At 65.2% G+C, this 14,627-nt stretch carries 13 protein-coding genes; 1 reads left to right on the top strand and 12 read right to left on the bottom strand.

The window, feature by feature from the left end; translation table 11 throughout:
• Window positions 1-32 precede the first annotated feature (32 nt).
• Entirely contained in the window at window positions 33-1,157 is a 1,125-nt protein-coding gene (locus AC6HZP_RS07130; RefSeq protein WP_497525995.1) for a PQQ-dependent sugar dehydrogenase, read from the top strand.
• A 5-nt stretch (window positions 1,158-1,162) separates the two neighbouring features.
• Here AC6HZP_RS07130 and AC6HZP_RS07125 read toward each other — a convergent pair whose 3' ends face one another.
• The 12 genes from AC6HZP_RS07125 to AC6HZP_RS07070 all read right to left on the bottom strand — a co-directional run bounded on the left by AC6HZP_RS07125 (window position 1,163) and on the right by AC6HZP_RS07070 (window position 14,626).
• Window positions 1,163-1,990 carry an ATP-binding cassette domain-containing protein gene (locus AC6HZP_RS07125; protein WP_497525994.1) on the bottom strand — a complete coding sequence of 276 codons (828 nt, stop codon included), beginning with the start codon at window positions 1,988-1,990 and terminating at the stop codon, window positions 1,163-1,165.
• Entirely contained in the window at window positions 1,987-3,789 is a 1,803-nt protein-coding gene (locus AC6HZP_RS07120) for an ATP-binding cassette domain-containing protein (RefSeq protein ID WP_497525993.1), read from the bottom strand. The genes AC6HZP_RS07125 and AC6HZP_RS07120 overlap by 4 nt, the downstream gene beginning before the upstream one ends.
• On the bottom strand, window positions 3,786-4,727 hold the full coding sequence (locus tag AC6HZP_RS07115) for an ABC transporter permease (protein ID WP_497525992.1): 942 nt from the start codon (window positions 4,725-4,727) through the stop codon (window positions 3,786-3,788). Before AC6HZP_RS07115 ends, AC6HZP_RS07120 begins: the two co-directional genes overlap by 4 nt.
• A gap of 73 nt (window positions 4,728-4,800) precedes the next feature.
• Window positions 4,801-6,315 carry an ABC transporter substrate-binding protein gene (locus AC6HZP_RS07110; protein WP_497525991.1) on the bottom strand — a complete coding sequence of 505 codons (1,515 nt, stop codon included), beginning with the start codon at window positions 6,313-6,315 and terminating at the stop codon, window positions 4,801-4,803.
• Between the two features lie 81 nt (window positions 6,316-6,396).
• Window positions 6,397-7,323 carry a dihydrodipicolinate synthase family protein gene (locus AC6HZP_RS07105; protein ID WP_497525990.1) on the bottom strand — a complete coding sequence of 309 codons (927 nt, stop codon included), beginning with the start codon at window positions 7,321-7,323 and terminating at the stop codon, window positions 6,397-6,399.
• 268 nt (window positions 7,324-7,591) lie between these two features.
• The gene (gene eutC / locus AC6HZP_RS07100; RefSeq protein WP_497525989.1) at window positions 7,592-8,398 is read right to left on the bottom strand and encodes an ethanolamine ammonia-lyase subunit EutC; all 807 of its coding nucleotides are present in this window, start codon (window positions 8,396-8,398) and stop codon (window positions 7,592-7,594) included.
• A 16-nt stretch (window positions 8,399-8,414) separates the two neighbouring features.
• The gene (locus tag AC6HZP_RS07095) at window positions 8,415-9,806 is read right to left on the bottom strand and encodes an ethanolamine ammonia-lyase subunit EutB (RefSeq protein ID WP_497525988.1); all 1,392 of its coding nucleotides are present in this window, start codon (window positions 9,804-9,806) and stop codon (window positions 8,415-8,417) included.
• Window positions 9,807-9,815: 9 nt separating this feature from the next.
• On the bottom strand, window positions 9,816-10,604 hold the full coding sequence (locus AC6HZP_RS07090) for an inositol monophosphatase family protein (protein WP_497525987.1): 789 nt from the start codon (window positions 10,602-10,604) through the stop codon (window positions 9,816-9,818).
• Window positions 10,604-11,539 carry a phosphotransferase gene (locus AC6HZP_RS07085; protein WP_497525986.1) on the bottom strand — a complete coding sequence of 312 codons (936 nt, stop codon included), beginning with the start codon at window positions 11,537-11,539 and terminating at the stop codon, window positions 10,604-10,606. The genes AC6HZP_RS07090 and AC6HZP_RS07085 overlap by 1 nt, the downstream gene beginning before the upstream one ends.
• Before the next feature lie 27 nt (window positions 11,540-11,566).
• Window positions 11,567-12,529 carry a phosphotransferase gene (locus tag AC6HZP_RS07080; RefSeq protein WP_497525985.1) on the bottom strand — a complete coding sequence of 321 codons (963 nt, stop codon included), beginning with the start codon at window positions 12,527-12,529 and terminating at the stop codon, window positions 11,567-11,569.
• Window positions 12,526-13,818 (bottom strand): Zn-dependent hydrolase, encoded by a 1,293-nt coding sequence (locus AC6HZP_RS07075; RefSeq protein WP_497525984.1) that lies wholly within the window; start codon window positions 13,816-13,818, stop codon window positions 12,526-12,528. Before AC6HZP_RS07075 ends, AC6HZP_RS07080 begins: the two co-directional genes overlap by 4 nt.
• Complete coding sequence (locus AC6HZP_RS07070; protein WP_497525983.1) at window positions 13,811-14,626, bottom strand: DeoR/GlpR family DNA-binding transcription regulator; 816 nt, start codon at window positions 14,624-14,626, stop codon at window positions 13,811-13,813. Before AC6HZP_RS07070 ends, AC6HZP_RS07075 begins: the two co-directional genes overlap by 8 nt.
• Between the last annotated feature and the right edge of the window lies 1 nt (window position 14,627).

The raw sequence follows: 14,627 nt of genomic DNA, 5'->3' as shown, positions 1-14,627 counted from the left end.
CCGGATGACGGCGGCGGATTGAAGGAACAGGCATGAAGATCTTGGCGGTGATCGCGGTTTGGGCGGCTCTGACCGGTCTGGCCCAGGCGGAGAGCATCAATGCGGGCGACCGCCCGACGAACCCGACCAAACCGTTCGTCGCCAAGGAGATCACCCGCTTCGATACGCCCTGGGCCCTCGCCTTCCTGCCGAACGGCAACCTGCTGGTCACCGAAAAGCCCGGCAAGCTCTTCCTGGTGACGCGGAACGGCCGCAAGACCCGGGTCACCAACGTTCCGAAGGTCGCCGCCGGCGGCCAGAACGGGCTTCTGGACGTCGCCGTGTCGCCCGGCTTCCGGTCGGACGGAAAGATCTACATCACCTATGTCGAGCCGGCCGGAGAAGGTAGCCGGCTGGCGCTGGCGCGCGCCACCCTCGCGACCGCGCCGAACAAGGCCAACCTGGACGATTTCGAGGTGATCTGGCGGCAGTCGCCGGCCGGTGGCGGTGGACAGCCCGGCGGCATCATCGCCTTCGATCCGGCCGGCAAGCACCTGTTCCTGACGGTGGGCGATCGCATGCGGCCAGAGACGGCGCAGGATCCGGCCCAGGCGCGCGGCAAGCTGCTTCGCCTCAACCTGGACGGATCGACGCCGGCCGACAATCCGCATGCCAGGGAGGGCGGCGTGCCGGCGCAGACCTGGACCACGGGCCATCGCAATCCCTACGGCCTCGCCTTCGCGCCGGACGGCGGGCTCTGGCTGCACGAAATGGGCCCGCGCGGCGGCGACGAGCTGAACCGGATCGAGCCCGGCCGCAATTATGGCTGGCCGCTCGTTTCGAACGGCGACAACTACAACGGCACGCCCATCCCGCGCCACGCGACGCGACCGGAATTCACGGCGCCCGTGTTGTATTGGACGCCCGTCATCGCCCCAGCGGGTCTTGCCTTCTACGAGGGGACGATGTTCCCGAACTGGCGCGGCTCCGCCTTCATCGGCGGCCTCGCCGCCTCCGCCCTCGTCCGCGTGACCTTCGACGACAAGGGCGGCGCGGACGAAGCCGACCGCTGGGACATGGGCGCCCGGATCCGCGACGTCGCCGTCGGCCCCGACGGCGCGCTCTGGGTCATCGAGGACGACAACCCCGGACGGCTGCTGCGCCTGACGCCGAACTAGCGCGGCTAGCCTTCCAGCGCCAGCCGCTCGCGACGGCGTTCCGCCTGGGCGACGGGATCGGGCACCGGCGCCGCCGCCAGCAGCCGTTTGGTATAGTGCTGTCGGGGCGTACTGGTGACCAAGTCGGCCGGGCCCTGTTCGACGATCTCGCCCTTGTTCATCACAGCCACGCGGTGACTGATCGCACGCACGACGGCAAGGTCGTGCGTGATGAAGAGATAGGCGACGCCGGTGCGCTCCTGGATCTCGATGAAGAGGTCGAGCACTCGAGCCTGCGTCGACAGGTCGAGGGCGCTGACTGGTTCGTCGCAGACGATCAACTGCGGATTGATCGCCAGGGCCCGGGCGATGGCAATTCTCTGCCGCTGGCCGCCGGAAAACTCGCGCGGCAAGCGGCTGGCGGCGTCGGACGGCAGCCTTACCTGGTCGAGCAGTTCCTGAACCCGCCGGAGGGCCTCGACGCCGGAAATGCCCTGGACGAGCAAGGGTTCGACCAGGATGTCGCCCACCGTGAGCATGGCATTCAGCGATGTATAGGGATCCTGAAACACCACCTGGATCTCGCGGGACAATTGCTTGCGCCCGGCACGATTGAGTTGGCTGATCTCACGGCCGAGATAGCGGATGCTGCCGGAGGAGACCTGGGCGAGCCCGAGCACGGCACGCCCCAGCGTGCTTTTGCCGGAGCCCGACTCCCCGACCAGACCCAGGGTCTCCCCCGGAGCGATGGAGATCGACACGTTCCGGAGCGCGAGATAGCGCCCGTAGTGGACGACCACGTCCTTCACTTCCAGGAGATCTGAGATCCCGCTCGCATCGTGCAGCGTGTTCAAGACGTGACCTCCTGGGCCAAGGCAAGGGTCTGGCGTGGCGGACGCGGAACCAGCGGCGGACGAAGGGGGGCGCCCTCCAACGTCGACCCCAGGAGCGTGCGCGTATAGTCGTGTTGGGGCTGGGCGAAGATGTCGAGAACCGGGCGTTGCTCCACGATCTCGCCATTACGCATCACCGCGACCCGGTCGCAGAGATCGGCCACCACGCCGAAATTGTGCGTCACCAGCAGCACGCCGAGATTGCGCTCCGCCTTGAGATCGCGAATGAGATCGAGGATCTCGGCCTGCACGGTGACGTCGAGCGCGGTGGTCGGCTCGTCGGCGATCAGCAGGTCGGGATCGCAGGAAAGCGCGCCGGCAATCAGCACACGCTGCGCCATGCCACCACTGATCTGATGCGGATAGCTCTTGAAGGCGCGACGCGGATCGGCGATGCCGACGCGCTCGAGCAGGGCCAGGGCCTTTTCCTCGGCCTGCCGACGCGAGAGACCGCCAACCACCTGCAGGGGCTCGCAGAGCTGATCGCCGATCCGGAAGAGCGGATCGAGATTGCTCATCGGCTCCTGCGGGATGTAGCCGATACGCCGGCCACGGATGGCCTGCATCTGGCTTTCCGGGACATCGATCAGGTTCTGGCCTTCCAGCCAGATGCTGCCGCCGGTCAGCTTCCCGCCTTCCGGCAGCAGCCGCAGGATGCTGAGAGCCGTCTGGGTCTTGCCGGAGCCCGACTCCCCCACGAGGCCGAGGATTTCGCCGCGGGCGATGGTGAAGCTGACGGATTTCACGACCGTCGTTGTGTTGCCGTCCCGCCCGGCATAGCCGACCGACAGGCCGCTGACCTCCAGCAAGGCGTCGGGTGCAGATTGCGTCGCCCGCGCACTTGCCGATGCCGGCATGGCGGCCGTTCGCCGGGCTCGCGGCAGGACGTCGTCGCCGTTAAGGGCATCGCGCAGGGCATTGCCGATGAGGATCAGCGAACCGACGGTAACGCCGATCATAACTCCCGGCGGCAGAAGCAGATGCCGGCCAATGTAGATGTTGTTGTAGGCGTCGAGCAGCATGCTGCCCCAGGTCGGCGTGGAAGGATCGCCCAGCCCGATGAATTCGAGGCCGGCCTGCACCACGATCGCGATGCCCCAAACGGAAGCGGCCATGATGATGATCGGCGCGCGGACGACGGGCAGAATGTGCCGCCGAATGATGCGCGCATCGGACAAGCCGGACACGCGGGCGGCGTCGACATAGAGTTCGCTGCGCACCGACAGGACGAGATTGCGCACCAGACGGAAGAAGTTCGGCGCGATCAGGATGCCCAGCACCACCATGGTGATGAAGATGTTGGGCCCGATCAGCGTGAACATGGCCACGAGCACGATCGTGCCGGGAAGAACAATGAGGAAGTTCGCGAGCCAGTCCCCGACGCGTTCGAACCAGCCGCCAAAATAGCCGGCAATGAGGCCGGTGCTGACGCCGAGGGTGGCTGCGACGATGACGGTCAGAAAGGAGCCGGACAGGGTCAGCCGGCTTGCATAGATGAGCCGGCTCAGAACGTCGCGCCCCGCCCCGTCGCCGCCGAGCCAGAATTCGCCACCCGGCGGCGCCGTTACCAGCGCGAGGCGCGTGTAATTCGGACCAAAGGGGGCAATCCAGTGCGCGAGCACCGCCGTGAGGACGATGAGAAGAAAGAGCATGCTGGCAATCAGGGCCAGCGGATTGCTGAGGAACCGCCGAAGCACCGCGCGACCCCGGGCAACGCTGGGGAGCGAAGGGGCCGAAGCCTGTAGATCCGTCGTGCTCACGCCGCCCTCGCTTTCGGGTTCAACCACGCATTGGCCAGATCGACGAAGAGGTTCACGATGACCACGATCAGCACCATGGTGATGAGAACACCCATGATGACGGGAATGTCGCCACGCACCGTGGCCTCGATGGCCAGGGTGCCCATTCCGGGCAGGGCAAAGACCTTCTCGATCATCACCGCTCCGCCGATCATGCCGATGAATTGCAGGGACAAAACGGTGATGGCGGCAGGCGCCGCGTTGCGAAGCGCGTGGCGCAGGATCACACGGCTCTCCGGCAAACCGCGTGCCCGCAGGGTGCGGATATAGTCGCGGTTCAGGACGTCGATCAGCGCGCCGCGAACCTGCGCGGCCGCCGAGGCCACGCCGCCGATCACCAGGGCGGTCACCGGCAGGGCGATCGTGCTGAGCCAGCCGAGCGGGGACCGAGTGATCGGGATGAAACCGGTGGCAGGAAAGACGCGCATGGAGATCGCGAAGGTGGCGACCAGAAGCAGGCCTACCCAGAAATTCGGCAGGGCCTCGCCTCCCACCGCGACGATCTGGACGGCCCTGTCCCACCAGCCGCGCCGGACGGCTGCGAAGGCGCCCATCGCGATGCTGATGAACGTGCATACCAGAATGGCTGCGAAGACGATGGAGAGCGTGACGCCGAGGCGCGACAGGATCGCATCGGATACGCGCTCGGAGCTGAACCAGGAACGGCCGAAATCGCCCCGGACCGCGCCGGCAAGCCAGTTGCCGTATTGAACCGGCAGCGGTTTATCCAGGCCGAGTTCCGCATTCTTGGCCGCCACCTGCTCCGCGGTGGCCAGCTCTCCCAGGATCGAGCGGGAGATGTTGGCGCCGCCGCTATAGATCAGGACATACGCGACGGCCGTGATGGCGAGGAGCAGCAGCGCGACAGAAGCGAGTTTTCGGACGACAAAGCCGGTCATCCCCGTTCCTTTCCGAATTGCAGGAGCGACCCCGGAGGGGACCGGGATCGCTCCGTCCGAGAACCGCTGGGAACTAACGCGCCGGCGCGAAGTCGCGGATATAGGGAACGACGTTCTGAGGGTGCATGGTGACCGTCACGTCGGGTGAGGAGAAATAGACCGCGTCGGCCTGGTACCAGATGTTGAACCAGGCATTTTCGGTCACGTAGGTGTTGATCTTCTGCATCAGGGCGTCATAGTCCGCCCCGCTGGCGCTGCGGGCCTGGGCGAGCAGTGCATCGAGCTCCGGAGTGGAACTGTCGAAGGGGTTCCACGGGCCTGCGGCGGAAATCTGCTTGGTGGCATCCCACCACGGATTGCCCGTGCTCAGCGACATCCAGAAGGCGCCATAGCGCTTGGACTGCGCTTCCGTGACGTAGTTCTCCGAGACGACCTTGTCCCACACGACCCGGATCCCGACGTCGGCCAGTTGCTGGGCGATGATCGGGTTCGCGGCAACGGTCGGGTTCTCGGGCAACTTCAACTCGAAGCCGTTCGCATAGCCGGCCTCGGCCAGCAGCGCACGCGCCTTGTCCGGGTCGAAGGGATAGCGCTTGTCGAGCTCGGGCAGATAGGCGGCGCTGTTCAGCTGGAATACCTGCGTCGAGTGATGGCCCAGTTTGCGCTGGATGGCGGCAAGCAGGCCCTCGCCGTCGATGGCATAGTTGATCGCCTGCCGCACCCGCACGTCGGCCAGGGCAGGCACGAGCACGCCGTTGCGATCGGCGAGGATCAGGCCATGCCGGTCGATCGGCGTGCGATTGACGACAAGACCCGAAGACTCGGCCTCGGCCGCGGTCTGGGCCGTGCCCTGCGCGCCATTGACCTGACCGGAGCGCAAGGCGTTCATCCGGGCGGTAATCTCGCCCATGGGGATCAGAACGACCTCATCATAGGGAAAGGCGTCCCGGTTCCAGTAGTCGGGGTTCCGCACAAAGGTATATCGCGCGCCCCGCGCGGAATTGCCTGTGTCCAGCACATAGGGCCCCGAGCCGACGGGAACGGAGATGATCTCCTCTTTGCCCAGGGCAGCCGGACTGCCCATGACGCCGCCGGCCATCGTGAGGTAGGTGAGCTGGGCCGGATTGGCGGCGCCGAGATGCAGCTCGACCGTAAGATCGTCCACGATCACGATATCGGTGACCGAGCCGACCATGAAGCTGTTCTGGCCGCTTCCCCCGCGCAGATGCTCGACATTGGCCTTGACCGCGGCGGCGTTGAACGGCGTTCCATCCGTGAACTTCACGCCCGGCCGCAGCTTCAGGGTCAGGACCGTGTTGTCCTTGCTGTACTCATAGCTCTCGGCCAGGTTCCCCGTGATGGAGCCGTCGGGCCGCATCAGCAGCAGCGTGTCATAGACGGCCGACCAGTACTGGGCCCTCGGTCCGTTCTCGACGATGGCCGGGTCGAAGGAGCCGTTGTCGAGCGCGACCGCCAGCGTCAGGGTTTCGGCGGAGCTGCCCGCCGTCATCATTCCCAACAGGGCAAAGGCGAGCGTGGCGCGACGTGGCAGGGATTGCCGGGACTTCGGTAGCTTGAACATCATCATGGGCGGCTTCCTCCTGCTTGTTGTCATTGATCGCGAACGACAGCCCGGCGGCGGGTGGCGCCCGCCGCCGGGCTTCCTTCATCACTGAGTCTGGATGTTCAGGCTCTTAATGAGGTCGACCATATTGAGAAGCGGATCGAACTCGTGAGCGCCGAGCGGCTCCGCGCCCGTCATGCGGCTGAACGGGGTCATGCGCACGCGGTCGGTTTCATTCAACAACTGCTTGAGCGAGCTCGGATACTTCACGTTGATCATGCGCTCGAACACGGTCAGGAGACGCTGGACAAGCCGTGTCTGCTCGTCGTCGCGGGTGCCGTTGGCGCAGAGCCAGACCAGCAGCTCCGGCGCAAGGGTCGAGGCATAGCCGGAATGGCCCGAGCCACCCATCTGCATGGATTCGATCACCGAGGAGATCTGTCCATTGTAGAACCGCATCGGCGTGCCACGCGAGACATCGAGCTTGGCCTTCATGTCCGGCACGGAATGGCTGACGTCCTTATGGAAGACGAAGCGGCCGGAATTGGCGGCCCATTCGTAGACCGTCGTCGGGACGAGGCGTTTCCAGGGAGTCGGGCACTCGTAGAAACCGAGCGGGATATCGCCGGTTCCGTCGACGATGCGCTTCAGATTTCCGCTCCACTGCGCTTCGGACGCACCCTGCGGTCCCAGATGGTTGGTGAGCAGGCAAACGGCGTCGGCGCCCACATCGGCGATCTGCTTGATCGAGATGATTTCTTCTTCCGGCGACGCGCCGAACGTGCCCGTCGCAATAACGGCGGCGCGGCCATTGGTGCGCTTCACCACCCGGGCAGCCAGCTCGACGCGCTCCTCCGCCGTCAGGAACTCGACCTCGCTCGAGCGGCAGTTGGTGAAGAGGCCGCGGCAACCCGCGTCGATATACCAGTCGGTCAGGCGATCCACGCCGTCCCAGTCAATCGCGCCGCTCCACGTCATCGGCGTCAGCATGACCGGCCAGACGGCGTTGGTTCTCAAATGTTCGCTGATCATCTCATGTCCGTTCTATCTGCAACTCGCCAGGGAAGCCGGGCAAAGCTCGCCCGTCGGCCGGCAACGCATTCGCTGCCGCACCCAAAATCCCAAAGGTTCCGGTCTATCCCCCAAAGGCAGCTTGTGCCCGCCTGGGACAAAGTTGTTGCATGGGCCGCCGCGCGAGAAAAGTCTCGCGCCGAGGCCGCAGCCGATCCTGTCTCACAATGTGAACTGCGGCCTACGTGTCGGGCGGCTCGTTACAATCGCGACGGGCCGTCATTCGCCGTTAAAACGAGGCGAGCCTGGACGCCGCATCCTTCAGTCCGACACCGCTGATGCCGGTGGCGAGCATGTTGCGCACCAGCGCGGCGATCGCATCGGCGGCGAGGGGGATCGCCATGCCGCCGTCACGGATGTTGGAAACGCAGTTGCGCCGCGAATCCGGCGTGCCGCTCTTCGGACCATAGGTGATGTAGGCCCCGAGGCTGTCCGCCGCCGAGAGGCCGGGCCGCTCGCCGATCAGGATGACGGAGACCCTGGCGGCGAGCGCCTCGCCGACCGGATCGCCCAGCGCGACGCGGGCCTGGCTCGCCAGCACGATAGGGCCGAGCGACAGGCCCTTCTGCGGGAACAAACCCGACAATGCCTCGATGAGCGGCACCGCGTTGATCTCAACGGCACTGGACGACAATCCGTCCGCAACGACGATCACCACATCCGCAGCGCCATGCTGGGCGTTCGCGGCCTTCAAAATCTGCTGCGAGCGTTCCGAAAGCCGACGCCCGAGATCGGGCCGGCGGATATAGACGCTGCGTTCCTCGGCCAGGCTCTCGACCTCGACCGCATCGAGCCCCAGCGCCTGGATGCGCGCTCCTAGCCCCTGGCGGTCGGCCGCCGTCCAGACGGCTTCGCGGGCGCGGGCATGGTCGAGCAGGAAGGCGAGCTGCGCCTTCGTCGGCAAGCCGGCGCCGAAACGCCCGAGCGCCACCCGCGCATCCGTCATCGCCTTCAGATCGAGGCCGCGCTCGCTCGCGGCCGGCGCCTCGGCCGGCGTCGGCACGGCCATATCTGCGGTGATATCCAGCGTGCTCATCGCACCCTCAGCCCTCTCATGCTTCGAGCAGCCGGAGCGCGGAGATCTGGCTCGTCAGGCGGGCCGGCCCGTCCACCAGCACGCCGTTCGGATCGATCAGTCCGACCTCCCGCAGCCACCGCTCAAATTCCGGTGCCGGCGGCCGGTTGAGCGTCTCGCGGCAATAGACGGCGTCGTGATGCGACAGGGACTGGTAGTTCAGCATGATGTCGTCGGAGCCGGGCACGGTGATGACGAAGTTGACGTTCGCCGCGCAGAGAAGCGTCAGCAGCATGTCCATGTCTTCCTGATCGGCATCCGCATGGTTGGTGTAACAAACATCGACACCCATCGGCAGGCCCATCAGCTTGGCGCAGAAGTGATCCTCCAGCCCGGCGCGGATGATCTGCTTGCCATTGAACAGATATTCCGGCCCGATGAAGCCGACGACGGTATTGACGAGCAGCGGTGCGAACTGCCGCGCCACCGCGTAGGCGCGCACTTCCATCGTCTGCTGGTCGATGCCGAAATGCGCGTCGGCGGAGAGCGCCGCCCCCTGCCCCGTCTCGAAATACATGAGATTGGCATCCGGCGCCCCGCGCTTGAGCGAGCGCACGGCCTCATGTGCCTCCCCCAAAATGGCGAGACTGACCCCGAACCCGTCATTGGCCTTCTGCGAGCCTGCGATCGACTGGAAGACGAGATCGACGGGCGCGCCTTTCTCGATCGCCCGGATCGCCGTCGTCACATGGCCCAGGCAACAGGTCTGGGTCGGGATCGCCAGCCGCGCGCGCAACTCGTCGAGCAGCGTGACGATGCGGATGTAGTCCTCCGTCGCATCGGTCGCCGGATTGACGCCGATCACCGCGTCGCCCGATCCCATCAGCAACCCGTCGATGGCGGAAGCGGCGATCCCGAAGGTATCGTCGGTCGGATGGTTCGGCTGGTTGCGGGTCGACAGCCGGCCCCTGAGCCCGATCGTCGAGCGAAAGCGTGTCACGACCTCGCGCTTGGAGGCGACCGAGATCAGGTCCTGCACCCGCATGATCTTGGAGACGGCGGCGACCATTTCCGGCGTCAACCCGAAGGCGACGGCTGCCAGCTGCCCCTGCCCGGTTTCGGGCTTCAACAGCCATTCGCGGAATTCGCCTACTGTGAGCGAGGCGATGGGCGAAAACGCCTCGGCGTCATGCTGCTCGGCAATCAGCCGCGACACCTCGTCCTCCTCGGACGGGATCAGTTCCTCGGCCAGAAACGCCTTCAGCGGCAGATCGGCCAGCGCCATCTGCGCCGCCAGCCGCTCGACCGGACCGTCCGCCGCGACGCCGGCCAACTGGTCGCCCGACCGCTCCGGCGTCGCCTTCGCCATCAACTGCTTCAGGTCGTCGAAACGGAAGACCGTCTGCTCGATCGTCGTCTGATAGGCCATGGGACAGGATCACCGGTTGAGGAAGCTTAGCGCTTCGTCGTGAAGCCGCCGTGACGCCGAAGCCAGCACCCGGCCTTCCGAATGAATGGAAAGCGCGTTTCCTTCCCAATCCGTGATGCAACCGCCGGCGCCCCGCACGACCGGCACCAGGGCCATGTAGTCGTAAGGCTGAAGAGCCGTCTCGAGGACGAGATCGCAATGTCCGGACGCCAGCAGGCCGTAGATATAGCAATCTCCGCCGAAACGGCGCATTCGCGCCGCGGCCGAGAGGGCGCTGTAAAGCTCGATTTCGTCGCCTGAAAACATGTCGGGCGAGGTCGTATAGAAACGGGCGTCGGCGAGGGCTTCGCAGCCGCTCGTGCGCGCGACCGCGCCTGCGAAAGCTGTCCCTCGCGGACCGCCCTCCCATCGCTCGCCGGTCGCCGGTATGTCGATCAGCCCGCAGAAAGGCTTGCTGTCATGGGTTAGCGAGACCAGCGTGCCGAACAGCGGAAACCCGGTAATGAAGCTCTTCGTCCCGTCGATCGGATCGAGAACCCAGGTGAAGGCATTGCCTTCCTTCACGCCCATCTCTTCGCCGTAGATGCCGTGTTCGGGAAAGCGTGCCTCGATCCTCTCCCGCAAATGCTTTTCGATCGTCCGGTCCGCGATCGTCACCGGGCTTTCATCGAGCTTCGAGATGATTTCGAGCGGCGTGCGAAAGTAAGAAAGGGCCAGTGGCCGCGCCGCGTCGGCAAGCTCGGCCGCGAACGCGGCATAGGTATCGGCTTCCGCCGGGCTGATATCGACGTCAGGCATTACAGTGCTTTCAGGAACAGCGGCCAGCGGGGATCGCCAATGATCGAGCGGGCGCGCATGTGCTTCCAGATTCCGTATTTGTAGAAATCGAAATCCAGCGTCGAGATCCGGTTCTGGACCATCGACCAGGTGCTCCACTTGATGTCCGCGAGCGCCTTGTGGACTATGAGACGGGCGTGCAGGCCCTTGTCGTAGCGACCGAAATATTCCTCGATGACAGCGCGCTCGACGTCTTCGGAGTAGAAGACTTCGCTGCTCCAGATCGCCAGATCGTAGAGACGTTCGTTGTTCGAGGCGTATTCGAAATCGATCAGCTTGATCGTCTTGTCTTCGCCGATCAGGAAATTTCCCGGCATGGGATCGTTGAAGCATGGCACGAGATCCAGGCCCGAGGCCTCCAGCGCCTCGCGCGCCTGTCGGTAGGATCGATAGAGCCAGCCATGGTCGAGCGGCCAGTAGCCGCCCAGTTCGCGAACCTGCGCATAGTGCTCCTCGATCATGTCGAAGACGGTCTTCGTCAACGGCAGCGCAGGAGCCGCGTGGAACTGACGATAGATACGGACCGCCTCGTTGCGGATCGCCGGGTCGGCAAAATCGTGGTGCGTCGAGGGCCGGCGGCCGTCGATGAATTCGGCGATCTCGATGCCGAAATGGTCGAGATAGTCGAAGGTTCGCGGGCCCACTCCGATGGCCTCTGCCTGTTTGCTCGCAGCGGCGGCGGCCTTGCGGTCGATGAACATTTCCGTGCCACGACCGGGTATCTTCAGGAAATAGCCAAGGTCGTCGCCTTCGACCTCGATACGGAAATTCGTGTTGCTGATGCCCCCGGAGACCGGACTGTATCGCAGGCGGCGCCCTTTCCAGGCTTCCACCTGGACGATGGCAGCCTCGACCGCGCGCTCGGCATCGGACCTGGCCATTCCCACTTCGTTCATGTCGTTCGTTCCGGTTTATCGGTGCGTTCAGAGAGTGCGCAGCCGCCCTTCGAAGTCCGGGTGACCCAGCAGCATCCGGCAGCGCAGGAAGCGCCAGCCGGCATATTTCAGGAATTCGACGCCGCGCCGCGGCGAGCGCAATTCGAGCACGAGACTGCGCAGCGCCCAGTAGAGATCGTCGGCCGCCGCATAGGCGCGGCAACGGTTGAAGGCCCTTTCCGAGAACGCGCCGTCATGCATTTCGAGCAACGGCTTCATCTGGCTGTCGAACTGGTAGAGTTCGTTCATCTGCGCGCCGAGCTGGTAGTAGGGGTCGACGTCTCCGGCCATGTCGAAATCGACGAGTTGCATCGCGCCGTCGGGGCCAAGCATGACGTTGGAAGAATGCGGGTCGCCATGCGCCGGCTTGAGATCCACGCCTGAGGCCTCGATCGCCTCCCGGATCGACCCCATCCAGGCGAGCATCCAGTCGACGTCATCCGGCAAGTCGACCTCGTCGCCGAGGATCTGCCGGAGCTGCCCGACGCCGTCGAAGACGGACCATGGGCGACCGAAGGGCTTTCCCTGGCCGATCGCCTTCTGCATCGCGATCAGGCGGGTCACCCGCGCCTCGGGAATGAGGTCGTCGATCCTGGCCGCCCGCCAACCATCGCCCAGCCGGGCAAAGAGCATGCTGCCCGTCCCGGGATCGTGGCCTATTACCTCGGGCGAGAACCCCAGCGCATGAAGGCGCCTCGCTGCGGCTAAGGCCATCTCGCCGTCCACCAGATCGGCAACTTCCTCAAGCCCGAGACGGAGGAAATGCGTCGCCTCCGCGCCGGCCCGAGCCACGGTGAAGGTCCGGGATTCGACGGCGTGATAGGAGGGCGACGCTACAGCCGGCATCGCCGGCTCGTATGTCGCCGCGCCTGTGTCGACGACGGAGAAGGCGGCAAGCGCCTGCTCCGCGCGCGCCTCCAGAGCATCCTCGGGAGACCCCAGGGCTTTCATGCGACAGCCTCGCTGCGCTCGACTTCCTGGAGCCCTTCGCAAGCGATCCGGTAGAGCATGTCCGCGAGAAGCTGCGTTCCGAACGCCTGGTCCTCCGGCGAGGTGTATTCGGTCGGATGATGGATGACGCCATCCCGGCTCGGGACAGCGATCACCACGGACGGACAGACGCCCGACATGGCGACGGCGTCATGGCCGCCGATGGTCGCGAGATGCCGGGCCGTCTCGCCGCGACCGGCGGCGGCCCTCTCCGCGAGCTCGATCAGGCCGCGCGCGAACGTCCCGGCCTTGCGGCGATCGATTGAGCGGACCTCGAAGCCGACGCCCGCCTTCAGCGCCGCCTCGTCAATCCGGACCTTCAGCTTTCGTTCGGCTTCCGCGAGGATTTCCGGCGAACCGGAGCGCAGCTCGATGAAGAGCACCGCCTCCGCCGGCACGACGTTCGGCGAATTGGGATAGACTTCGAGGCGGCCGACCGAGGTATGCAGGTCGAGACCATGCTCGCCCGCGATCTGCTTGAGGTCGCCGATGAGATAGGCCGCGGCGAGCAGGGCATCCTTGCGGATCGCCATGGGCGTCGGGCCGGTGTGTGCCTGCAGCCCGAGAAACGCGAGGCGATATTTGGTGGCGCCCCAGAAGCCGGTGAAGATGCCGAACCGCTCGCCGGCATCCTCGAGCGTCGAATTGCCCTCGACATGCAGTTCGATCAGGGCGTCGGGAATGGCCACCTTGTCCGTGCCGGCATAGCCGATCGCGTCGAGCGACTCGCGCACCGAGATGCCGTCGCCATCCCGGCGATCGAGCGCCCAGTCGAGTTCGGCGGCGCCGGCGAAGACGCTGCTGCCGAGAAGGCTGGGCTGGAAGCGCGCGCCCTCCTCGTTCGTCCAGTTCACGACCTGGAAATTGCAGGCCGAAAGCCGGTTTTCCGCCTTCAGGCGCTCCGAGACCGCGAGGATCGCCTCGCAGGCAGCGACGACGCCAAAGGCACCGTCGAAACGGCCGCCGTTCGGCTGGCTGTCGATATGCGAGCCGACCATGACAACAGGGGCGTTGGCGCCCGCAAGCGTCATCTTGCCGAACTGGTTGCCGATGGCGTCGATGGCCTGCTCGAAGCCGTTGGCGGAAAACCACCGGCCGAGCCAGTCCCGCGCCATGCCGTCTTCCTGGCTGAGCGTAAGGCGCGTCATCGAGCCGTCGGGGCCGCCGCCGAAGGTCGAAACCGCCTCCATCATTTCCTGGAGGCGTTCGGCGTCGATCGGGGCTTGGGAGGAAGAAGAGACGTCATGCATGGATGATTTCCACGTTCGATTGGTTGAATTGGTCCGAGAATTCCTTGGCGATCACGCCGCTCGTCACGACGGCGTCGACCTCGTCGAGCCCGAGGGTATGGATCGAGCCCAGCCGGCCGAACTTCGAGCTGTCGGCGACGATGACGGATCGCTTCGATTGCGCTTGCGCGATGCGGCGAAGGACGGCTTCGTCCTCGCCGAAATCCATGAAGCCGCGCTCGATATGGACGGCGCAGATGGCGATGATCGCGAGATCGAAGAAGTGCTCCTTCATCGCCGCGACGGTCTCGTGACCGTAGGTCGCCTGATATTCGGGTCGCATCCGTCCGCCCAGAACGCGGACCCCCGCCTGCGGGAAATTGAAGAAATGCGCGGCGATCGCGAGCGAATTGCTCACGACCGTGATGTCCTTGCGGGTCTCCAGATGTTTCAGGCATGCAAGCGTCGTCGTGCCCGTGTCGATGAACACCTTCATGCCGTCTTCCACGAGCGCGGCCGCCGCCTCGCCGATCCTGGCCTTCTCCCTGGCTCCGACGCGCAGACGATCGGCGAATGGCTGATCGCTTTCCTGCTGGTTGATCACCGCCCCGCCATAGAGACGTCGGGCATACCCCCGAAGCTCCAACTCCCTGAGGTCACGTCTTATCGATTCCTGGCTGACGCCAAGCTGCGTCACGAGCTCGTTCACATAGACGCGCTGCTTCTGCTTCAGCTCTTCCAGAATAATATTGAGACGATGTTCCGTAAAACTCATAAGTATTACCTTGTATTGAAACCAATCCCCGGCCCCTGCGGGGGTCATAGCCATC

The sequence above is a fragment of the Kaistia sp. SLG-1 genome (assembly GCF_059699055.1).
Note: the sequence above shows the minus strand (reverse complement) of the source record. Positions and strands in the feature narration are given on the sequence as shown.

Coding starts and splice junctions, on each gene's coding strand:
- AC6HZP_RS07080 (WP_497525985.1), bottom strand. CDS start 12,529: ATGAAAGCCCTGGGGTCTCCCGAGGATGCTCTGGAGGCGCGCGCGGAG.
- AC6HZP_RS07115 (WP_497525992.1), bottom strand. CDS start 4,727: ATGACCGGCTTTGTCGTCCGAAAACTCGCTTCTGTCGCGCTGCTGCTC.
- AC6HZP_RS07090 (WP_497525987.1), bottom strand. CDS start 10,604: ATGCCTGACGTCGATATCAGCCCGGCGGAAGCCGATACCTATGCCGCG.
- AC6HZP_RS07110 (WP_497525991.1), bottom strand. CDS start 6,315: ATGATGATGTTCAAGCTACCGAAGTCCCGGCAATCCCTGCCACGTCGC.
- AC6HZP_RS07130 (WP_497525995.1), top strand. CDS start 33: ATGAAGATCTTGGCGGTGATCGCGGTTTGGGCGGCTCTGACCGGTCTG.
- AC6HZP_RS07075 (WP_497525984.1), bottom strand. CDS start 13,818: ATGCATGACGTCTCTTCTTCCTCCCAAGCCCCGATCGACGCCGAACGC.
- AC6HZP_RS07085 (WP_497525986.1), bottom strand. CDS start 11,539: ATGAACGAAGTGGGAATGGCCAGGTCCGATGCCGAGCGCGCGGTCGAG.
- eutC (WP_497525989.1), bottom strand. CDS start 8,398: ATGAGCACGCTGGATATCACCGCAGATATGGCCGTGCCGACGCCGGCC.
- AC6HZP_RS07105 (WP_497525990.1), bottom strand. CDS start 7,323: ATGATCAGCGAACATTTGAGAACCAACGCCGTCTGGCCGGTCATGCTG.
- AC6HZP_RS07070 (WP_497525983.1), bottom strand. CDS start 14,626: ATGGCTATGACCCCCGCAGGGGCCGGGGATTGGTTTCAATACAAGGTA.
- AC6HZP_RS07095 (WP_497525988.1), bottom strand. CDS start 9,806: ATGGCCTATCAGACGACGATCGAGCAGACGGTCTTCCGTTTCGACGAC.